The 21223-nt window shown below is 70.1% G+C and carries 17 protein-coding genes; 8 read left to right on the forward strand and 9 right to left on the reverse strand.

Annotated features, from left to right (window positions below; all coding sequences use genetic code 11):
• Nucleotides 1-18: 18 nt before the first annotated feature.
• From AB0383_RS35435 to AB0383_RS35445, 3 genes are all read left to right on the forward strand, one after another.
• Nucleotides 19-3030 (forward strand): BTAD domain-containing putative transcriptional regulator, encoded by a 3012-nt coding sequence (locus AB0383_RS35435; protein WP_366189619.1) that lies wholly within the window; start codon nucleotides 19-21, stop codon nucleotides 3028-3030.
• A gap of 91 nt (nucleotides 3031-3121) precedes the next feature.
• The gene (locus AB0383_RS35440; RefSeq protein WP_366189620.1) at nucleotides 3122-4318 is read left to right on the forward strand and encodes a hypothetical protein; all 1197 of its coding nucleotides are present in this window, start codon (nucleotides 3122-3124) and stop codon (nucleotides 4316-4318) included.
• Between the two features lie 54 nt (nucleotides 4319-4372).
• Complete coding sequence (locus tag AB0383_RS35445; RefSeq protein WP_366189621.1) at nucleotides 4373-5776, forward strand: FAD-binding oxidoreductase; 1404 nt, start codon at nucleotides 4373-4375, stop codon at nucleotides 5774-5776.
• A 72-nt stretch (nucleotides 5777-5848) separates the two neighbouring features.
• Here AB0383_RS35445 and AB0383_RS35450 read toward each other — a convergent pair whose 3' ends face one another.
• The 4 genes from AB0383_RS35450 to AB0383_RS35465 all read right to left on the reverse strand — a co-directional run bounded on the left by AB0383_RS35450 (nucleotide 5849) and on the right by AB0383_RS35465 (nucleotide 8924).
• Nucleotides 5849-7084 carry a glycoside hydrolase family 88 protein gene (locus tag AB0383_RS35450; protein WP_366189622.1) on the reverse strand — a complete coding sequence of 412 codons (1236 nt, stop codon included), beginning with the start codon at nucleotides 7082-7084 and terminating at the stop codon, nucleotides 5849-5851.
• Nucleotides 7085-7386: 302 nt separating this feature from the next.
• Nucleotides 7387-7845: a DUF4396 domain-containing protein gene (locus AB0383_RS35455; protein ID WP_366189623.1), complete on the reverse strand. Its 459-nt coding sequence runs from the start codon at nucleotides 7843-7845 to the stop codon at nucleotides 7387-7389.
• A gap of 40 nt (nucleotides 7846-7885) precedes the next feature.
• A complete protein-coding gene (locus AB0383_RS35460) occupies nucleotides 7886-8425 on the reverse strand; it encodes a DUF305 domain-containing protein (protein ID WP_366189624.1) in 540 nt (179 codons plus the stop codon).
• Between the two features lie 58 nt (nucleotides 8426-8483).
• The gene (locus AB0383_RS35465) at nucleotides 8484-8924 is read right to left on the reverse strand and encodes a hypothetical protein (protein ID WP_366189625.1); all 441 of its coding nucleotides are present in this window, start codon (nucleotides 8922-8924) and stop codon (nucleotides 8484-8486) included.
• Between the two features lie 173 nt (nucleotides 8925-9097).
• On the opposite strand from AB0383_RS35465, the gene AB0383_RS35470 reads away from it, so the two are divergent.
• The gene (locus AB0383_RS35470) at nucleotides 9098-10123 is read left to right on the forward strand and encodes an autoinducer 2 ABC transporter substrate-binding protein (RefSeq protein WP_364186286.1); all 1026 of its coding nucleotides are present in this window, start codon (nucleotides 9098-9100) and stop codon (nucleotides 10121-10123) included.
• A 92-nt stretch (nucleotides 10124-10215) separates the two neighbouring features.
• On the opposite strand, the gene AB0383_RS35475 is transcribed toward AB0383_RS35470, so the two are convergent.
• The 3 genes from AB0383_RS35475 to AB0383_RS35485 all read right to left on the reverse strand — a co-directional run bounded on the left by AB0383_RS35475 (nucleotide 10216) and on the right by AB0383_RS35485 (nucleotide 13902).
• Nucleotides 10216-11832, reverse strand: a complete 1617-nt coding sequence (locus AB0383_RS35475; protein WP_366189626.1) for an esterase-like activity of phytase family protein — start codon at nucleotides 11830-11832, stop codon at nucleotides 10216-10218.
• 91 nt (nucleotides 11833-11923) lie between these two features.
• Nucleotides 11924-13135, reverse strand: coding sequence for a hypothetical protein (locus AB0383_RS35480; RefSeq protein ID WP_366189627.1), 1212 nt, complete (start codon nucleotides 13133-13135; stop codon nucleotides 11924-11926).
• Between the two features lie 5 nt (nucleotides 13136-13140).
• Complete coding sequence (locus AB0383_RS35485) at nucleotides 13141-13902, reverse strand: hypothetical protein (protein WP_364186280.1); 762 nt, start codon at nucleotides 13900-13902, stop codon at nucleotides 13141-13143.
• 518 nt (nucleotides 13903-14420) lie between these two features.
• Here AB0383_RS35485 and AB0383_RS35490 point away from each other — a divergent pair.
• From AB0383_RS35490 to AB0383_RS35500, 3 genes are all read left to right on the forward strand, one after another.
• On the forward strand, nucleotides 14421-15833 hold the full coding sequence (locus AB0383_RS35490; RefSeq protein ID WP_366189628.1) for a family 2B encapsulin nanocompartment shell protein: 1413 nt from the start codon (nucleotides 14421-14423) through the stop codon (nucleotides 15831-15833).
• A 181-nt stretch (nucleotides 15834-16014) separates the two neighbouring features.
• Nucleotides 16015-17394 (forward strand): family 2B encapsulin nanocompartment shell protein, encoded by a 1380-nt coding sequence (locus tag AB0383_RS35495; protein ID WP_366189630.1) that lies wholly within the window; start codon nucleotides 16015-16017, stop codon nucleotides 17392-17394.
• Between the two features lie 22 nt (nucleotides 17395-17416).
• A complete protein-coding gene (locus tag AB0383_RS35500) occupies nucleotides 17417-18439 on the forward strand; it encodes a family 2 encapsulin nanocompartment cargo protein polyprenyl transferase (protein ID WP_366189631.1) in 1023 nt (340 codons plus the stop codon).
• Between the two features lie 854 nt (nucleotides 18440-19293).
• On the opposite strand, the gene AB0383_RS35505 is transcribed toward AB0383_RS35500, so the two are convergent.
• A complete protein-coding gene (locus tag AB0383_RS35505; protein ID WP_366189632.1) occupies nucleotides 19294-19515 on the reverse strand; it encodes a winged helix-turn-helix transcriptional regulator in 222 nt (73 codons plus the stop codon).
• A gap of 7 nt (nucleotides 19516-19522) precedes the next feature.
• Between AB0383_RS35505 and AB0383_RS35510 the strand changes: the two genes are divergently transcribed.
• Nucleotides 19523-19843 carry an SDR family NAD(P)-dependent oxidoreductase gene (locus AB0383_RS35510; RefSeq protein ID WP_366189633.1) on the forward strand — a complete coding sequence of 107 codons (321 nt, stop codon included), beginning with the start codon at nucleotides 19523-19525 and terminating at the stop codon, nucleotides 19841-19843.
• Nucleotides 19844-19955: 112 nt separating this feature from the next.
• On the opposite strand, the gene AB0383_RS35515 is transcribed toward AB0383_RS35510, so the two are convergent.
• A complete protein-coding gene (locus AB0383_RS35515) occupies nucleotides 19956-21086 on the reverse strand; it encodes a CapA family protein (RefSeq protein WP_366189634.1) in 1131 nt (376 codons plus the stop codon).
• Nucleotides 21087-21223 lie beyond the last annotated feature (137 nt).

The raw sequence follows: 21223 nt of genomic DNA on the forward strand, positions 1-21223 counted from the left end.
TGCGCAAACGCTCCTAGCATGCCCGGTCATGGGGACCTTGCCGCTCAGGCGGGTAAATTGTTGACTTCGCTGGCGTTCCGAATTCTCGGACCGTTGGAGGTCATTGCTGAAGGCCGGACCGTCCCATTGGGCGGGCCGAAGCCGAGGTTGCTGCTGGCCGCGCTGGCTTTGCAGCCGAATGTCGTGGTGTCCACCGAAGTGCTGGTCGAAGTCCTCTGGCCGGGTACCGCACCTCGCTCCGCGGCAGCCAACATCCGCACCTACGTCCACTCCCTCCGCAGGCGGCTCGCGGAAACGGCACCCGAGCTGGGTGATCGCATCAGCAGCCGCGCGTCGGGATATCTGCTCATCGCCGCAGACGAAGAACTCGATCATGTGCTGTTCGCCAACCACGCTGCCGAAGCGCGGAAAGCGTTCGAACGCGGTGACGCGGAAGCGGCGCTCGCGTTGCTCGACAAAGCCGACGCGCTTTGGCGCGGCGAAGTGCTCGAAGGCCTGCCACACGACCACGGCTGGGGCGCGGCGATCGCGCGGCTGGCCGAGTTGCGCCTGTCGGTGCAGGAGCAGCGGCTGCGGGCCCGCCTCGCGCTGGGGCGCCACGGCGAGGCGATCGCCGAGCTGCGCGGCCTCGTCACCGAACACCCGTTGCGCGAACAGCTGTGGCAGCAGCTCGTGACGGCGCTTCGCGACGGCGGCCGGATCGCCGAGGCCGTCGAGGCCTACGAGCTGGCCGAGCACACGCTGGAAGAGGAACTCGGGGCGAAGCCCGGCCCCCGGCTGCGAGAGTTGCGGGCCACGCTCGTGACGCCCGCCGCGGTGCCCGAGCTGCCCGGGCTGCCGGCCGAGCTCGCGGTGCCGCTACCGCGAGCTCAACCGGGGCTGCCGATCTGCCAGCTCCCGCTCGATCTGCCGGACTTCACCGGCCGCGAGGACGTGGTCGGCCGGCTGGTCACGCGCCTGCGCGAACACGGCGAGACGGGCCGGCCGACGGTGGTGGTGCTCTCGGGCGCGCCCGGCGTCGGCAAGTCCGCCATCGCGGTCCGGGTGGCCCACGCGGTGCGCGACGCTTTCGGGGACGGGCAGCTCCACGTGGACCTCGCCGGCACGTCGTCGTCGCCAAGGGCGCCGATGGGTGTGCTCGCGGAGTTGTTGCGCGCGCTCGGCATTCCCGACGCGGGCCTGCCGCGCGATCTGCCGGAACGCTCGGCGCTGCTGCGCTCGCGCCTGGCCGGCAAACGCATGTGCGTGGTACTCGACGACGCGGGCAGCGCCGCCCAGGTGCGGCCGCTGCTGCCGGGCACGGGTGCGTGCGCGGTGCTCGTGACGAGCCGGGTGCGGCTGCCCGACCTCGACGGCGCGGTGGCGGTCGACGTGGACCTCCTGCCCGAACCGGAGGCCGCGCGGCTGCTGGAGGGCATCGTCGGGGCCGAGCGGGTGGCGGCCGAGCCCGGCAACGCCGCCGTGATCCTGCGTCAATGCGGGCACCTGCCGCTCGCGATCCGCGTGGCCGGGGCGAAGCTCACCAACCGGCCCAGCTGGTCGCTGCGGATCCTCGCCGATCGGCTGCACGACGAGCGGCGCCGGCTCGACGAGCTGCGCGTCGGCGACCTCGCCGTGCGCGCCAGCGTGACGCTGAGCTACGACCTGCTGCCGATGTCGGCGGCCGCGGCGTTCCGCTGGCTGGGTGCGCTGGGGCCGATCCAGTTCCCCGCTTGGGTCGTCGCGGCCGCGCTGGGCCGTCCGTCGGCCGACGACGTGCTCGACGTGCTCGTCGATGCCCACCTGGTGGAGCTCGTGGCGTCCGACGCCACCGGCCAGCCGCGGTACCGGCTCCACGACCTGCTCCGCGTGTACGCGGCGGAGCTGGCCGGGCGGGACGCGCCGGAGAAGACGCGACGCGCGGCGCGACGGGTGCTCGAGGGTTACCTCGCGCTGGCCGTCGCGGCGGCGGAGCGGATGCCGATCCACTTCTTCGGCCAGTACCGCGACCACGCCGTGCCGCACCCGGAGCTGCCGGAGGGGACGGAGCAGCTCCTGGCCGACCCGGCGGCGTGGTTCGCCGCGGAGCGCCATTCCGGTGTCGCCGCGGTGACGCTGGCCGCGCAGCTCGGGTTCGACGACCTGGCGTGGCAGCTCACGGCCGCGTTCACGCCGTACTTCGACCTGCGCGGGCACCAGGACGACTGGCACGCCACGCACGAGGTGGCGCTGGCGGCGGCCCGGCGTGCGGGGGCCGAGCGCGGCGAGGCGATCGTGCAGCGCAACCTGGGGCAGATCCACCTGTACCAGGACAGCTACGCCGAAGCGTTCGTGGCGTTCGACGCGGCGCGGGAGCTGTACGAACGCGTCGGCGACGCGCAAGGCACCGGCATCGCGCTCGCCGGGCTCGGCACGATCCTGCGCATCCAGGGCGACAACGACCTCGCGCTGGAACGCTGCCACGAAGCGTCGAAGCTGTTCGCCGAAGCCGGCGACCGGCACGGCGAGGCGGTGATCCGCATCGCCGTGGGTGCCGTCTGGATGGCGCAGAAGTGCTACGCGCCGGCCAAGCGGTGGTTCACCGACGCGCTCGAGCTGGCCGCCGCGATCGGCGACCGGCACCGCGAGGCCCACGCCCTGCAACGGCTCGGGCTGCTGCACCAGCACGAGGGCAACCTCGGGCCGGCGCGCGAGTTCGTGACGCGCGCGATCGCGGTGTTCACCGATCTGGGCGACGACCACTGCGTGGGTTACGCCAACCAGAACCTCGGTGAGCTGTGCCTGCACAGCGGCGATTTCGCCCACGCGCAGCTGCTGCTGGTCAACTCGCTGAGCGTGCACCGCCGCAACGGTGACCGGCGCTCGGAGGCCGAGGTGTCGCAGCTGCTCGGTGAGCTGCATTCCGCGCTCAGCCAGCCGGAGCGCTCGCGCACGTACTCCGAGCGGGCGCTGGCGATCTGGCGGGAGCTTTCGGCGCGGCCGCAGCAATCGGCGCTGGAAACGCGGCTGGAGTCCGCTCCAGGTGAGGGGCCGCGGATCGTGTCCGCCTGACCCGTACGCGCGGGCTCGCTTGCGCGGCAAGGGGTCCTGCCGAGACGAGGATTGCGTCTCGACAGGACCCCTTTGTCGTGGAGGAGCGGGAATGGTCCGAAGAGGTCTGGTTCGGCGGGTGCTCGTGGTGCTGGCGGCGGTGCTCACGGTGGTACCCGTGACGCCGGCCGCCGCGGCCGGGTCGTGGCAGGTGGATCTGTCCACGGTGGACGGTGACGACGTGAACGTGTCCTCGGTTTCGGGTTTCCTGACGTTGGCCGACTCGGCGTGGAACCCGGTGACCGCACGGAGTTGGGGTGTTCTCGTCACGGCAACCCGTCACCTCGCCTCCTCGGTGGGCCGGCTGACCGCTCGGGTGGCGGACGACGTCCCGGCCGGCACCACCGTGGAGGTCGACGTCCGGGGCCGCGACACGGCCGGCGACTGGACCGAGTGGATACCGGCAGGCCAAGAGCTCCCGTTCGCCGTCCAGGTGGTCCAGGCCCGGATCTCCCTGTCCAGCACGGCCGACGGTGTGCGGCCGACCGTGCGTGCGGTGACGCTCGCCGCATCGGCCGGCTCGGCTCGGGACGCGGTCGTCACCGAGCCGTTGACCTACCGGATCTACGCGACGCGCGAAGGCCTCGTCGGCGGCAAGACGTCCAACGGTCACGTGATCGCCAAAAGCGACCACTTCGTGTCGTTCCCCTCCACGAAATCGGTGTCCCCCAAGGGAACCGGCTCCTACACGGCGAAGGTCTGCCGCACCGACGGCACCCGCTGCGAGTTCGCGCCCGTGTGGGAGGTCGGCCCCTGGAACACCCACGACGACTACTGGAACCCGGCCGAGGAGCGCGCCACCTTCCCCACGCTGCCGCAGGGCACGCCCGAAGCGCAGGCCGCGTTCCAGGACGGCTTCAACGGTGGCAAGGACTCCCGCGGACGTGCGGTGAAAAATCCGGCCGGCATCGATCTCGCCGACGGCGTCTTCTGGGACGGCCTCGGCCTCACCGGCAGCTCGTGGGTCGACGTGACCTACCTCTGGACCGGCACCGGCGGCCCCGCCGGCGTGATCACCACCGCCGGCGCGCCGCTGAACCTGCGCGAGAGCCCCAGCACGTCAGCGGCGACAAAGGGCGTCGCAGCGCCCTACGCACGCGTGCCGATCGAGTGCTCGGTGCCCGGTGAGTCCGTGAGCGGCGCCCTCGGCACCAGCGCGATCTGGGACCGCGTTGGCCCGGACCTCTACGTCTCGGACACCTACGTGAAAACCGGCGCCGCCGGTCCCGTCGCGCCGATATGCCCTTGAGCTGCGACGACAGGCGACCAATACTGGACAATTCGCCAAGCCTGAGGGGGCAGCATGACCACACTCGACACGAAGGACGTGACTCCGTTGCGGCTGGGGTTCGCGGGGACCGTCTTCACGCCGGGCGACGACGGCTACGACGACGCGCGGAAGATCTGGAACGGTCAGATCGACCGGCACCCGGCCGTGATCGCCCAGGTCGCCGGCACCGCGGACGTCGCGACGGCGCTGGGGTTCGCCCGCGAGCACGGGCTGCCGGTGGGCGTGCGCGGCGGCGGGCACAGCTTCGGCGGGTTCTCGATGTGCGACGACGGCGTGGTGATCGACCTGAGCGCGCTGCGCGCGATCACCGTGGACACGCACACGCGCACCATCCGCTGCGGCGGCGGCACCACGTGGGCCGAGCTCGACGCGGCAGGCCAGCAGGAGGGGCTGGCGGTCCCGGGCGGCACGATCAGCGACACCGGCGTCGGCGGTCTGACGCTCGGCGGGGGCGTCGGCTGGCTGACCGCACGCCACGGCCTCAGCATCGACAACCTGCTCGCGGCCGACGTCGTCACGGCCGATGGTGTGCCGCTGCACGCATCGGCGGACGAGAACGCCGACCTGTTCTGGGCCCTGCGCGGCGGGGCCGGCAACTTCGGCGTGGTGACGGAGTTCGAGTTCCGCGCGCACCCGGTCGGCCCGATGATCGAGCTGGGCCTGTTCTTCTGGCCGCTCGCGCAGGCTCCCGAGGCACTGCGGTTCATCCGCGACACGCTCGCGACGCTGCCGCCGACGATGGGCGCGATGCTGGTGGGCCTCAACGCGCCGCCGGCCGACTTCGTGCCGCCCGAAGCGCACTTCGCGCCCGGGTACGCGCTGATCATCGCCGGGTTCGAAGGGCCGGAGGAGCACGCCGAGGTGGTCGCGCGAGTCCGGCGCGGGCTGCCGGCGGCGTTTGAGCTGGTGACACCGATCCCGTACGTCGGTCTGCAGAAGATGCTCGACGAAGCCGCTCCGCGCGGGCTGCTGGCGTACGAGAAGGGGCTGTACATCGACGATCTGAGCGACGAGGTGCTCGACGTGATCGCCGAGTACCTGCCGCGGAAGTCGTCGCCGCTGTCGATCACACCGATGTTTCTGATGCGCGAGGCCTACTGCAGCGTGGCCGAGGACGCGACGGCCTTCGGCGGCACGCGCACGCCCAAGATCGCCGTGAACCTCGCGGCGACCACGGCCGACCCGCAGGAGTTCGAGGCGGACCGCGAGTGGGTACGCGCGTTCTGGACCGCGCTCACGCCGTTCGCGTCGAGCGCCGGCGGCTACGTCAACTTCATGACCGAGTACGACGAGAACCGCGTGCGCGCGGCGTACGGCGCCGAGAAGTACGACCGGTTGGCGCTGATCAAGGCGAAGTACGACCCCGGCAACGTCTTCCACCTGGGCGCCAACATCCGGCCCGCGGTGGCCGTCTGACAAGTCGCCGGACCGGACCACGGTGCCGGCCGCCCGCGGACACGGCGGCCGGCACCCACCCGGGCCGGGAACTCAGTGCCCGGACAGGTCGATCGCCTTGTCGAGTTCGCGGGGCTTCAGCACGCGCAGGATGCCTTCGAGCAGATAGTAGTCCGCGTACGGCAACGAGATCTCGATCCCGTCCTCGGCCGGGCGGTTGCGCGTGCAGCGGGCCACCACCGCGTCGGCGCGGCTCGACTTCGTCGTGAGGCACGTGCGCGAAGTCGCCTCCAGCAGGCGCAGACCGGCGGCGCGGTACTCCGGGCGGCCCGCGGCCGAGGCGAGGTCGATGAGGCCGCACGCCATCACGACACCGGCGGAGGCGTCCTTGATGTCGTTGGGCGCCTGTGGGGCGGTGTAGTCCCACACCGGCACGTTGTCCGGGGTGAGGGCCTTCAGCGCGAAGTCGGCGAGCCGTCGCGCGGTGGTGAGGAACGAGCGGTCTCCGGTGCGGCGGTACATCGTGGTGAAGCCGTAGATGCCCCACGACTGCCCGCGCGACCAGCAGGATGCCGGGCTGTAGCCCTGCACGGTGTTCGGCCCGATCTCGGCGCCGGTGGCCGGGTCGAAGTCGAACACGTGGGGCGTGGAGCCGTCGGGACGCAGGAACACGCGCTGCGCCGTCTTCGCGTGCTCGATGGCGATGTCGAGGTACTGGCTGTCGCCGGTTTGCTTGGTCGCGAAGTCCAGCAGGTCGAGGTTCATGATCGTGTCCATGATGATCCGGCCCGCGTCCTTCGGGTCGGTCAGCGAACCCCAGGCCCGGATGAAGTGGCCGTTGGCGTTGTAGCGCTTGATCAGCGACGAGGCCGCCTGGATCGCGCCGGCGCGCCACTTGTCGTCGCCGGTGACGCGCCACGCGGTGACCCACGACGGATAGAACAGGAATCCGAGGTCGTGCGTGCTGGTGTCGTTCTGGCGCGGCGCCAGTTTGTCGGCCGACGCGAGTGCGAGCGTGCGGAATTGTTCGTCGCCGGTGTGCAGGTATGCCATCCAGAGCGTGCCGGGCCAGAATCCGCCGACCCAGTCACCATTCTGCGAAAAGGCCCATTTCTCGAACTTGGTCCCGGTGGGAAACGAGGTGACGCCCGGGGCGACCGCGCGCAGCTTCTTCACCGCGTAGTCTGCCGCTGAGCGGAACACCTTCTCCTGGCTCGCGATGTCGGACACTCCCTGCTCCGAAGCCACCGCCGGAACGGTGCTGGTCGCGGTCGCCGCCACGGCGGCACCGGCCGCGGTGGTCAGCAGGGTACGCCGGGAAACGCTCACGATTGCCCGCCATTTCACAGTCGTGGAAAACGCCAGTGGGGAAATGCCTCACGAGAAGGCCGCCTGCAGTTTTACTAATCCGGCCAAAAGTAGGCCGCCCCCCACACGGCACGCAACTGTTGCCACGAAGCCATTCGGCCGTGACTGTGGTCGGATTAGTAATAATCGGCACCGTACACGACCGTCATGTGGTTGTACACCCACCAAAGCGTGCTTTCACGGTTGTGAATTGTTCATGGATGTGAACTCGTTATTCCGCGCCGGACCGGAGTGAACCACGTGCTCACTCCGGTCCGGACCACTCAGTGGTGGTGGTGTGCGTGGACCACGGCGTGCCCCTTGCCCCGGCCGATCATCCACTTGTTCACCGGCACCGTGACCACGAAGGCGACGATGAGCGAGAACAGCAGCGAGAGCCAGAACAACGCCGACGTCACACCCGCGTCCATCGCGCCCGGGACCATGACGATCACGAGGTTGTCGACGATCTCCATCACCGCGATCGACACGGTGTCGGCGGCCAGGGCGACCTTGAACGCCGCCGAGACGCTCAGGCCCGACTTCAGGACACCGCGCATCGTCAGGCCGTAGCCGAAGACGAACGCGAGCACGATGGACAGCACCACGGTGGCCGCGTTGTGCAGCCCGAACGCAGTGCCGAGAACCATGCCGAGCACCTCACCGATGGCACAGCCGGTGAGGCAGTGCAGCGTCGCCTGGATCGCGGTGGACCAGGACGCGCCGTGCTGGTGGTCAGTCATGTCGTCCACTATACCCCCTTAGGGTATCTCGATCACATGCTCAGCCGCCGAGGAGCGACTTCATCGCGGTGATCTCGGCCTCCTGGGTGTCGACGATCCGCTGGGCCATGGCCTTCGCATCCGCACTGCTCCCCTGGGCCAGTTCGGTGCGCGCCATCGCGACGGCACCGCTGTGGTGCTGGATCATCAGCTCGAGCCACTTGCGGTCGTAGGCCACGTCGCGCAGCTGGCCGAGGCCGGCGGTGTCGACCATGCCGGACATCTGACCGTGGTCCATGCCGCCCATCGGTGAAGGCGCCGGCGCACCCCACGCCTTCAGCCACGCCGTGAGCTGGTCGATCTCGGGCTGCTGAGCCTGCTGGATCTGCTTCGCCAGCGTGATCACTCGCTGGTCGCCAGTGTGGTCCGGCACGGGCGCGGACATCTCCACAGCCTGGCGGTGGTGCGGGACCATGTCCTGCGCGAAGGTGACGTCCGCGGTGTTGTGATCAGCGGGCGGGGCGGCGGCCTGCGACGAGCAGCCGACGAGCACGGCGGCGATCGCGGGCGCCGCGATGCCCACCAGGAACTTGCGATTCATGACGTTTCTTTCCTCACTGGGTACGACGAAGTTCGGACACGCTGGAGCCCGTGCCCGATCAGATCCGCAGTACGCAGGAAGCGGTGAGGAGTTCTCGGCCCGTCCGCGAAGGCGGCGCCCGGGCAAACCCGGCGGGCCCGCGTTCGACCGGACCCGACACCGCACTCTCGCGGCGCCGGCGCAGCCAGGCCAGCGCGAGCAACAACCCCGCCGCGGCCAGCAGCACCGCGAGGCACAGGTGCAGCATCACGTGGCCGCCGTCGCTCGCGGGCGGCGCGGCAACCGGATCCGCCGACGTCGAAGCCACGGGCACCGGAACCATCGCCACCGCAGGTGCGTCCATCGCCGAGTGCGCAACGGACACCGCCGGCATCCCGCTCATCTCACCACCGTGCGGCGCCGGGACGTGGTGCATCGCGAGCACACCGAAGACCAGCGCGCCGAGCAACAGCCGGCGCGCCGGGGCCGAAAACCGGAACCCGCGGGACGGTCGAGTCATCGCCACCAGGCTAGCCACATACCCCAAACGGGTATCAGGTGCTGCCAAGATCACCGTTGAACTCGCTTCCGTAACCCTTTGCACACGACCGGTTGACCCCTGTGAGCACGCTCCCTTACGTTCACTCCAGGTCGCCGGCGGTGCGCAGACCGTGAACTGAAGGAATGGTGGGGATGCGAGGGCCGTCCAAGACGCTCTTCCTGGGCGTCGCGCTGCTGCTGAGCGCGGTGGTGGGGCTCGGCAGCTGTTCCTCCTCGCTCCGGACGCCGACGGCCGACGGTGACAAAGCCCCGGTCCGGATCGCCTTCGTGCCGAAGGTCGCGGGCATCGCGTACTTCGACGCCATGAACGCCGGCGGCCTGGAAGCGGCGAAGCGGCTCGGCGCGCAGTGGATCACGCGCGGCCCCGCGACCGTCGACCCGGCGGCCCAGACCGCCATCCTGAACGACCTCGTCGCCCAGCACGTCGACGTGATCGCCGTGGCGCCCAACGATCCCCGCGCGCTCGCGCCCGCGATCGCCGACGCTCGAGCCAAGGGCGTCCACGTGCTGACCACCGACACCGATGCGCCGGCAACTCAGCGCGAGGTGTTCGTGAACCAGGCATCTCCCGAAGGCGTCGGCACCGCGCTCGTCGACGCGCTGATGGCGAAAACGGGCGGCAGCGGCAAGTTCGCCATCGTCTCGTGCGGGCGGACCGCCGCGAACCTCAACGCGTGGATCTCCGTCGAGCAGACCTACGCGGCCCAGCGCTACCCGAAGGCGCAGCTCGTGGAGACCGTCTACGCCGGCGAGGACACGACCACGGCGACCGAGCTCGCGAAGCAGGTCCTCGACCGCCACCCCGACCTCACGGGCCTGATCGGCGAGTGCACCACGTCGGCTCCCGGCGTCGCGCAAGCGGTGCGGGACCAGCAGAAGATCGGCCGCGTCTACACCGTCGGCACGGGCACACCGCAAACGATGAAGCCCTACCTGCTCGACGGTTCCTGCTCGATGTCGGTGCTGTGGAACGTCGAATCGCTGGGTTACCTCACCGCGTGGGCGGCGGAACAGCTCGTGGAGGGCCACTCTTTCGGGCCCAGCAACAACGTGAGCCTCGAGCTGCCCGCGGTGAAGTACGACGCGCGCTCGAAGACCATGCTGCTCGGCGATCCACTGCTGATCACCCAGGACAACGTGGACCAGTTCAAATACTGACGGCCGGAGCCCCGTTGACGGAGCCCCGGCCGCAGTCCTTGCTACAAACCAGTGCCTTGCGACAAACCAGTGCCTTGCTGTGAAACAGAAACTCAGCGCACGTCGATGGTGACCGTCGCCGTGGTGACGCGGGCGGGCAGCTTCGTCGTGTCGATCTTCAAGTACTCCCCGTCGTCCTGCTGACCGTTGGGCAGCGTCTTGGCGTGGAGCGCGTACGGCGGCGCGGTGTTCGAGAGGCCGTCGATGCCCAAGTCGTTGTCGTTGCTGACCACGAGGGTGCGGCCGCCGTCGGTGGTCGCGACGCCCTCCACCTTGTCGTGGCCGAAGAAGCCGCCGGTCGGGTCGAACCCGGTCACCAGCGCGCCGAGGTCGACATACAGCTTCTTCGCCACCGGGGTGATACCGACCTTGGCGAGGTCCGCGGTGGCCTCTTCGGTGGTGTCCTTGCCGACGTAGGCGTCGATGCTCGACTGCGTGTCACCGACGAGCAGCCCGCCCTTGGCGGAGTCGTAGGCGGCACCGGCCACCTTCGCCTTCGGCCCGACGTCGGTCGCGCCGCGCAGGTCGATCTCGTAGATCTTCTTGAACGCGCCGGGCTCGAAGTTGCCGTCGCGCTCGTCCACGAGGAACTTCGTCGACGACAGCGCGGTGATCTCGCTGACGGCCGTGCCCGTGTCGTCCGGGTCCTGCAGCAGGTACAGGTACTCATGCGTCGCGTGCGTGCGCAGGTCGACCGTGACGATCCGCAGCGTGGTCACGTTGCCGGGCTTCTTGGTGAGGTCCGGCTGCTGCAGGGCCGACTGCATGATGCCCACGAGCGTCTTGCCGTCCGGCGTGAGCGCGAGGCCTTCCATGCCCTTGTTGGGCACGCGGTACTTCAGCTCCTTCGGCAGCGAGCCGTCGAACGGCGAGAGCCGCTCGATCGCGCGGCCGTCGGCGCGGAAGTGCGTGATGAAGGGACCGTACTCGTCGGACACCCAGAACGTGCCGTCGCGTTCGGCGACGAGGCCCTCGGAGTCGTACCCGTTGGGAGTGGCCGGCAACGGCTTCCCGTCGAGGCCCACGATCGTCTCGCCGGTGTCGGCCGCCGTGCTGACCTGCCCGTTGTACGGCGAACCGTCCTTGGCGCGCAACGGGATCCGCTTCTCGAGCACGGCCTTGCCGTCCTTGAGGCGGAACTTGCCGATGGCCGGGTCGAACGCGGGCAGCGGCTCCACCTTGGACCCGTCCGGCGCGTCGACGTTCGGGCCGCGGTCGGTGAGGCCGTAGAACTCGTCGCGCGAGCCCGGTACCGGTGTGAGCGCGGAACCGTAGGCACCACCGGTGAGCTTCACGCCGCCGATGGTCGCGAGCGGCGGCAGGGAGGTCGGGTAGAGCTGCACCGCGTCCGACACCGAGTACGTGAACGTGTCGCGGCCGTGGAAGCCCGGCGCGGGCGTGTAGCTGAACGACCCGCTGGGGTCGAGGGTCAGCGACCCGTGTTCCGGCGCGGTGTGGCGCACGATGGCGCCGCTCGCGTCACCGCGGCTGTCGTTGCCGAGCACCCCGTCGCCGTGCACCTGCAGTGCCCGGCCGGCTCGCGTCCCGTAGTGGTCGTCGCGGGCGGCGAACGCGGCGTGCCCGTCGCCTCCGTGCGCCGACGCCGTGCCCGTGGCCAGCAGCGGCAGGGCGAGGATCCCCGCGGCGACCCCGATTCTCACGCGCTTCATCTGTTTTCTCCTCTTCCGGCGTCACACGACACCGGAGGAGGAGTCTGGTTAACGGAGTTGGACAACCGCCGTCTTCGAGGCGACGCCCGCGTTAACGGCCTCGTCTCACATGCGCTGCCGCCGCTCCACCACCGATCACGAGAACCAGCACGGCAACGCTCCACCTGCGTTGTTTCTCCACGCGGTGGCCGGCGTCGGCCACCGGCTGCGGTGTCGCAACGGGACGGAACTTCGTCGGTGGCGCGACCGAGGTCGAGGCGACGATCGGGGCGGGCGAAGGCGCGTTCGGCGGCTGGGGCACCGCCGGCGACTGCTCCGCGAGCACGGGCGGCGGGGGGTCTTCCGCGGTCTGCGAAGGTTTCACCGAGTTCGACGACGGTGGGGGATCCAGTCGCGGGGACGGCGGAGGCGGTGGGGGCGGCGGGGGCGGTGCCGTTGCCCCGGCGAGACACCCGGCCGCGTCGGAGGTGTAGAGCTCGGGCCCGGTGCTGATCTCTTGCGCCCCACCGGAGCCGTCGCGCGGCAGGCGATAGGTCACGCTGCGGTGGCCGATGCGGTTCGCCGTCGCGTAGAGGGCACCGTCCGGACCGAACACGACCGAGCCGTACGCCGTGGCGAGGGGGAACTTCAAGCCCGGCACGATGGCGACGCGGCCGTCGCGCGGGTTGATCGTGACCACCGAGCCGTGGCCCGCGGCCGTGACCGACACGCCGTAGAGCAAGCCGTCCGCCGGGTTGTAGGCGAAGTCGTCGACACCGGCGGACAGGACGACGGGCCGCAGCTGCAGGTGCGCGACCACGTCGAGGTAGTGGGGACTGGCCGGGTCGACGTCCACTGTGTACAGGCTGTTGGCATGCAGCAGGTACCACGAGTTGCCGGCCATCGCGCCGCCCGTGGAGCCGGTCGCCCAGCTCCAGATGCCGTGGCGCGCGCCGGCGCGGAACACGCCGCCGAGGTCGGTGACGTGACCCGAACCGTCGATCCGCACCGCATGGGCGCCGTCGTGGAAGTGGCCCGAGGTCGGACCGTCGGCCACGCCGTAGACCACACCTTGCGAGGCGGAGTAGGCCATCGCGTTGATCCTGTAGCCGGGGTTGCCGAGCGACTGCCGCTGCCCGGTCGGCAACGTGAGCCGGACGAACGACGACGAGTGCGAGTTCTGGCTCTCCACCTGGAGAATCGCGCACGTCGCCGGCGCGGCCGGGTGCGTCCGGCCGGGTGGTTCGAGCCACCCCGACGCCACGAGCAGCGCCGACACGGCCGCCGCGGCGGCCGCCACCGGGAGGAAACGGGGAATGCGCACGACCCTCAGCCCAGTCGCGCCAGTGCCGAGCTGAACGCGTCGGGCTGGATGCTCGCCCCGCCTGCGAACGGGTTCTGCAGCTGGAAGATCGCGTAGAGCAGCAGTGCGATCGTGCCGGCCAGCGTCGACACGATCACGAGGTGCGCCGCCATGCGCGTGCCGCCGAAGAGGTTGGGCAGCAGCACGGAAATCAGACTGCCGAGGATCAACGCGAACCAGACCACGGAGCCGACGCCGCTCGAGGCGGCGTCGGTGAGACGCGCCTGTCTGGCCTGGTAGACCTGCCACAGATCGTTGGCGGCCTCGGTCTTGCGGTCGTTCTCCCAGTCGCTGCTCGCCTGCGCGCCGGCGATGGTGCGGCGCAGCTGGTCGAGCTGCGTCCAACCGGTGTCGGGGACCGTGCCACCGTCGGCCAGACGCGGCCATTCCTGGTGCTGCACAGTACTGGCGTACGCGGTCGCGAGCTGCTGCACGCGTTGGCCGGTGTCGCCCGGCAGCGCTTCGGCGGCCCAGGTCATGGAGACGAGGCTGTCGGCCTCGGTGTAGGAGCCGTCGCGCGCGGTCCCCACCGCGTCGAAGAGCGAGATCAGCACGAACGCCACGAGCACCGCGTGGAGACCGCCGACAATGGTGAACACCTGACCGGCCGCATCGTTGTTGTCACGACGACCTTCATCCCAGCCGAACCGCCTCACCAGATAGCCGATGCCGCCGCCGACCACGGCCGCTCCGACCACCCAGAAGATCCCGGTCAGGTAGACGTTCATCCGACCCCTTTCACACTCGAAGACCACTGCGTCCGCCATTGTTCGGCGAATTCCCGGAAGTGGGCCCGCTCAAGTTAGTCATCTGATTCCCGAGCGACAAGAAGCGGCAGTTCGGTTCATTCGAGTGGCCCTGCGAGGCCCCCGATGATCACTGGAACGGAGCAGTTGAATGTTGGAACACCTGCTCTGGATACGCTCGTTCACCTGGGATACACCGGCGATCTTCGGTCGAACTTCCCGTCCGGGTGAGTCCTGCCGACCGAGGGTGACGAACGTTGCGCCGACGAAGATCGTCTAAATCTGGCGCTCCGACAACAGCAACTGGAATGTCCGATTACCCTTTCTGGCAAACAGGTGAACCGACCCGGCTACCCGATCGTGGGATTGTCGGGCGAGGCCGGCTTGCTATGTTGATTCCGCGGTGCCGACCCGAATGAATTGCAGCAGGATAACGAACTCCAATTCGTGCTGGAAACTTTCTCACACGTTCCGAAATCCGACGATAGGTGGTTTTCGCTGTGACCGTCACGGACCCCGTGGACTCCGCGAATCAGGAACAACCGCAACTGAGCCTGGGCCGGGCCGCGGCCCGCACGCTCGCGACGACGACGAAGTCCGTTCCCCAAATGCAGAGCATCACCACGCGGTGGCTGCTCAAAGTGCTGCCGTGGGTGGAGGTCTCGGGCGGCGCGTACCGCGTGAACCGCCGGCTGAGCTACGCGGTGGGCGACGGCCGCGTCACGTTCTCCACCACCGGCGCCGAGGTCCGCGTGATCCCGCCGGAGCTGGGTGAATTGCCGGCCCTGCGCGGTTTCGACGACGAAGAGGTGCTCATCGAGCTGGCCGGCCGGTTCGTGCAGCACGAGTTCTCCCCCGGCGACGCGCTCGTGGAACTCGGCCACCAGGCCGACCAGGTCTTCCTCCTGGCGCACGGCAAGATCAGCAAGGTCGGCACCGGCGCGTACGGCGACCAGACGGTGCTCGGCACCCTCGCCGACGGCGACTACTTCGGCGACGCCGTGCTCACCAACGCCGACGGGATCTGGGAGTACACGGCCAAAGCCGTGACCGCGTGCACGGTGCTTTCCTTGTCCCGCAGCGAGTTCCAGGGCGTGCTCGACCGCTCCGACGCGCTGCGCGAGCACCTCGCCGCCGTCGCCGCCGGTTCGGCCGGCCCGGCAAACGACCACGGTGAGGCGGTGATCGACGTCGCGTCCGGGCACGACGGCGAACCGCAGCTGCCCGGCACGTTCGTGGACTACGACAGCTCGCCGCGCGAGTACGAGCTGAGCGTGGCGCAGACCGTGCTGCGCGTGCACAGCCGCGTCGCCGACCTCTACAACCAGCCGATGAACCAGATCGAGCAGCAGTTGCGGCTCACGGTCGAGGCCCTGCGCGAACGACAGGAACACGAGCTGGTCAACAACCGCGACTTCGGCCTCCTGCACAACGCGGACTACTCCCAGCGCGTGTCCACCCGCACCGGCCCGCCGACGCCGGACGACTTCGACGACCTGCTTTCCCTGGTGTGGAAGGACCCTGCGGTCTTCCTGGCGCACCCGAAGACGATCGCGGCGTTCGGCCGCGAGTGCAGCCGCCGCGGTGTGTACCCCGACGCGGTGGACCTCGGCGGGCACCAGGTGCCGGCGTGGCGCGGTGTGCCCGTGTTGCCGTGCAACAAGATCCCGGTCACCGAGACGCGCACCAGCTCCGTGTTGCTGCTGCGCACGGGCGAGCAGTCGCAGGGTGTCGTCGGTCTGCACCAGACCGGCTTGCCCGACGAGTACCAGCCGGGCCTGAACGTGCGGTTCATGGGCATCGGCGAGCAGGCGATCATGTCGTACCTGGTCAGCGCGTACTACTCCGCCGCCGTGCTGGTGCCCGACGCGCTGGCCGTGCTGGAGAACGCCGAGATCGGGCGCGGTGAGTGAGCATGGCCGCGCCCGCCACCCCGCCGCGCCCGCCCGAGACCGCCCCTGTGCGGTCCGGGCCGGCGCCGCTGCCCCCGTCGGCGTTCGGGCCGACGGGCCTGGGCACGAGCGCGCTGCGGATCGTGTCGAGACCCGCGTCCCAGCGACCTGGAGAAGCTGAGCCCACCAAGCGAGGAACCGCATGACCGTGACCGAAGAGCCGCCGCTTTCCCTTTCCACGCGCGCGGCCCGGACCCTGGCCACCACCACCAAGTCGTTGCCGCAGATGCGCGGCATCACCCCGCGCTGGCTGCTGTCGCAGCTGCCGTGGGTGGAGGTGCCGGCCGGTTCGTACCGCGTGAACCGCCGGCTGACCTACACCGTCGGCGACGGCCGGGTGAGCTTCTTCAACACCGGCGCGCGGGTGCAGGTGGTCCCTGCGGAGCTGGCGGAACTGCCGCTGCTGCGCGGGTTCGCCGACGCCGACGCGTTGTCGGCGTTGGCCGAGCGCTTCGAGCAGCGCGAGTACGAGCCGGGCGACACCATCGTGACGGCGGGTTCGCCGCTCGACTCGGTGGTGCTGCTGGCGTACGGCAAGGTTTCGCGCACCGCGCCCGGTTCCTACGGCGAGGACGCGCACCTCGGCACGCTCACCGCGGGCGACCACTTCGGCGCCGAACTGCTGGGCGGCACCGCGGGGAACTGGACCTTCACCGCCAAGGCGGCCACGCGGTGCATCGTGCTGGCGCTGCCGGCGGAGGCGTTCGAGCGGCTCAACGCCTCCGTCGAAAGTCTGCGCTCGCACATCAGTGCCGTGCTGGCGAGCCCGGGCCGCGAGCACAACAAGGCCGGCGAGGCGAGCATCGACCTGTCCGCCGGGCACGACGGCGAGGTCGCGCTGCCGGGCACGTATGTCGACTACGACCCGGCGCCGCGGGAGTACGACCTCGCCGTCGCGCAGACGATCCTGCACACGCACAACCGCGTGACCGACCTCTACAACCAGCCGATGAACCAGCTGGAGCAGCAGTTGCGGCTCACCGTGGAGGCGCTGCGGGAGCGGCAGGAGCACGAGCTGGTGAACAGCACGGACTTCGGGCTGCTGCACAACGCGGACCTCGGCCAGCGCGTGACCACGCGCAGCGGCCCGCCGACGCCCGACGACCTCGACGAGCTGCTGTGCCGTCGTCGCAAGTCGCGCTTCTTCCTGGCGCACCCCAAGGCAATCGCCGCGTTCGGGCGCGAGTGCACGGCGCGGGGCCTCTACCCGGCCAACTCGGTGCTCGACGGACGCCGGGTCACGACGTGGCGCGGGGTGCCGCTGCTGCCGTGCGACAAGATCCCGATCTCGCCGCAGGGAACCACCTCGATCCTCGTCATGCGTACCGGCGAGGACGACGCGGGTGTGATCGGGCTACGGCCGGCGGCATTGCCGGACGAGTACCAGCCGGGGCTGAACGTGCGGTTCATGGGCATCAGCGACCGGGCCGTGACGTCCTACTTGGTCAGTGCGTACCACTCGGCCGCGGTGCTCGTGCCGGACGCGCTGGGAGTGCTCGACGACGTCGAGATCGGGCGCTGAGCTTCTTTTTCGGAGGGGATGTATGACCACAGTGGACGCCCGGGCGCGGACGGTGCCGGAGGTGCTGGCTTGGAGCCGGGACCTGTGGGAACCGGCGATGCGCGCGGCGGTCGACCGGCTGCCCGATTCGATGCGCCGCATCGCCGGCTACCACTTCGGCTGGTGGGACGCGTCGGGCGCCGAGTCGGCCGTACCGGCCGGCAAGGCCCTGCGGCCGGCGTTGGTGCTGCTGTCCGCCGCGGCGGCCGGCGGCGATCCGGGCGACGCGATCGCCGCCGCCGTGGCGGTGGAGCTGGTGCACAACTTCTCGCTGCTCCACGACGACGTCATGGACGGCGACGAAACCCGCCGCCACCGGGCGACCGCGTGGACCGTCTTCGGCACCAGCCCGGCCATCCTCGCGGGGGATGCGTTGCTGACGTTGGCCTTCGACGTCCTGGCCACGGACGGTCCCGCCGCTGCTCGCGTCCTGAGCACGGCGGTGCTGGACCTGTTGCACGGCCAGAACGAGGACCTGGCCTTCGAACGACGAGCGTCCGTGGATCGGTCCTCCTGCATCCGCATGGCCGAGGGCAAGACGGGCGCACTTCTGGGTGCCGCCTGCACCCTGGGCGTGCTCGTCGTCGGCGGCCGCGGCACGCACGTCTCGGAACTCGGCGCGTTCGGCCGCTCGCTCGGCCTGGCGTTCCAACATGTCGACGACCTCCTCGGCATCTGGGGCGACCCGGCCGTGACGGGGAAGCCGGTTTACTCGGATCTGCAGAACCGGAAGAAGTCGCTGCCGGTGGTGGCGGCTTTGGCCTCGGAGACCCCGGCTGCCCAGGAGCTGGCGGGGTTGTACCGACAGGAGGCTCCGCTGTCGGCTGGGGAGCTGGCCCGGGCCGCTTCCTTGGTCGACTCGGCGGGTGGGCGTTCGTGGAGCTCTTCGGAGGCTGCGCGGTTGCTGGCTTCGGCGTTGGCCTCGCTGGCCTCCACGACGCCGGCGCCGCGCCCCGCGGCGGAACTCACGTTGCTGGCGCACCACATCACCCGCCGGGACCACTGAGCCGCGCTGACCGACCTGGCGCGCTTGTGCTCCTCCCCCAGTGCACGAGCGCGCCGTTCTCTTTCCCGGGGTGCGTTTCGGTCCGCGAACGGTCCCCTCGCCCGCCGCCGGGGCGCACGACCGGCGCCTCGCGCTTCCCGCCCGGCACGAACGGTCACTTCGCACCGCGATCCTTGCACGAACGGGCCCACTCGCGCCGGCTCCCGGTGCACGAAAAGTCACCTCGCGCCGGGCGCACCCACCTGCCCAGTGGCGCCTCCGCCGCGGCACGAACGGCCCACTCTCACAGGCAACAACACGCTAACGGTCCAGTCGCGACTCGCCCGCGGCACGAAAAGTCCCCTCGCACCAAGATCGGGGGGCGAGAGGTCCACTCGCGGCGACAGCGCGGCATGAACGGTCCGCTCGTACGGGAACCCGGAGCGCGAACGGTCCAGCCACGCGGGTTCCGACGGACGAGGATCCACTCGCGCCGGCCGCAGTCTTCGGCCAGGCCGCGATCGGGCGTTGGCACGAACGGTCCCGTCGCACCGCGGCCGATGCACGAACGGTCCAGTCGCAGTCGCGAGCAGACGCGAGTGGTCAGTTCGTGCCGCCGCGCACGTGTGACAGGACCAGTCGCGCGGACAACAAAGCACGAAAGGTCCCGTCGCCACCGCAGGCAGACGCGAGTGGTCAGTTCGTGCCGCCGCGCACGTGTGACAGGACCAGTCGCGCGGACAACAAAGCACGAAAGGTCCCGTCGCCACCGCAGGCAGACGCGAGTGGTCAGTTCGTGCCGCCGCGCACGTGTGACAGGACCAGTCGCGCGGACGACAAAGCACGAAAGGTCCAGTCGTGGCGGCGGGGAAGGCCTACTTGCTCGGTCGGCGGCCCATCGCCGCGGTCAAGACCCTGGTCAACCGGACGACCCTGCCCCCCTGCCGCGCCCCGATCTCCTGGTAAGGCGCGGTTTCCACGACCCCGGCCTCGGTCAGCGTGCGCAGCCTCGCGCTGAGCAGGTTGGGCGCGATGCCCAGCGACTCGCGCAGTTCGCTGAACCGCGTCTGGCCCCGGAAGAGCTGGCGCAGGATCATGCTCTCCGTGGCGTCCTGGAAGGGAAACGCGAGAACCGTCTCCTACTCGGCGTCGAAAGCGGCGCTTTGGTCGATGACCGACGCGCTGCGCGAGGGCCTGCGCGACCAGGGCACGCTGGTGGTGGGCGTGCACGCCGGCTACGTGGACACCGACGGCTCCGCGTGGCTGGACGTCCCGAAGATCGGGCCCGCCGAGGTCGCGGCGAAGACCATGCAGGCGTTGCTGGACGACCGCGTCGAGGTCCTGGTCGACGAAGCGGCGCGGCGGCTCAAGGCCGCACTTTCCCAGCCCCTCGACCGAGAATCGCTCACTTGCCCGGCCGAGTGAGGCTATCGAGATCGGCACCTTCGAACGACCTGGTCGGTGTTCGTCGGGGCTTCCGCGCCGCACACGGCGGACGGGTACGCCGTCAGGTCAGCCAGACGAATCGACGGCACACTCACTTGCCCGGCCGAGTCAGGCCGTCGTCGGCAGCACCGCGGGACAAGACCACCTTGTCGGTGTTCGACAGCGCCTCCGTGCCGCGCGGGCTCGGCGGCGCGGAGCTCAGGTCGCGCAGGCGGATGGGCGGGCCGAGGTCGATGAGTGTGGGGATGTACTCCGCCTTGGAAACAGCCCAGTGGCCGTCCGCCTGAGTGAAGGTGAAGCGCGCGGCCGTGCCTTCTTCGGTGGAGCCGCGGGGGTCGTCGTGGCGGGCGATTTCGTTGCCGAGGCCGTAGGCGACCCACTTGCCCTCGACCTTCTCGAACGGCTGGACCACGTGGGCGTGGTGGCCGACGATCAGGTCGATGTCCGGGGAAGCCAGTAGCTCCTTCGCCAGCGAAGCCTGGTCGTCCGTCACCGAGTGCTGGTATTCGATCCCCCAGTGGAGGCTGGCGATCACCACCTCCGCGCCGGCCGCACGGGCGGCGTGGGCCGCCGCGAGGATGTCGTCGGCGTCGATCTGGTTCGCCAGCCAGGGCTTGCCGGCGGGAACCTTGATGCCGTTGAAGCCGAAGGCGAACGACAGCTGCGCCACCTTGACACCGTGGACGTCGAGGATCAGCGGCTTGTCAGCCTCGGCGGCCGAGCGCGCCGAACCCGTGTGCTCGAGGCCCACTTCGTCCAGCTTGTCCAGCGTCCGCGTGATGCCGGCGGCACCCTTGTCCAGAGTGTGGTTCGAAGCCGTGGAGCAGGTGTCGTAGCCGGTGTCCTTGATGGCGTCGGCGATCTCGGGCGGCGCGCTGAACGACGGGTACCCCGTGTACGGCCCGCCCTCCGGCGCGAGCGGCGTCTCGAGGTGGCAGATGGCCAGATCGGCGCCCGACACGAGCGGCTTCACCCCCGCGAGGATCTGCCGGTAGTCGATCTCGCCGCCACCATCGGCCTGCGCCTGGTCGGTGAGCGCCGGGTGGATCAGCACGTCGCCGGTGGCCACGACCGTGAACGACCCGGGCGTGGCCGAAGAAGGCACGCCTGCGGGGGCCGAAGGAGCGGAAGCGGGCAACGCGGCCTGCGGAGCCCCGCTGCACCCGGCCAGCACCAGCACGGCACCGGCCCATCCCACGATCGAGCGACGGATGTGCGTCATGTTCGCCCCCTTTGTCCAGCTGCGGGCCACATCCTGCCGCATGTCGACCGGACAAGACGCAACGCCCGCCATAACGGACCGTAATCGAACCCAAGTCAACAAGAAAACCCACCAGCAACCGAAACACCAGCACGATC

Source organism: Amycolatopsis sp. NPDC051373 (assembly GCF_040689465.1).
Taxonomy (GTDB): Bacteria; Actinomycetota; Actinomycetes; order Mycobacteriales; family Pseudonocardiaceae; genus Amycolatopsis.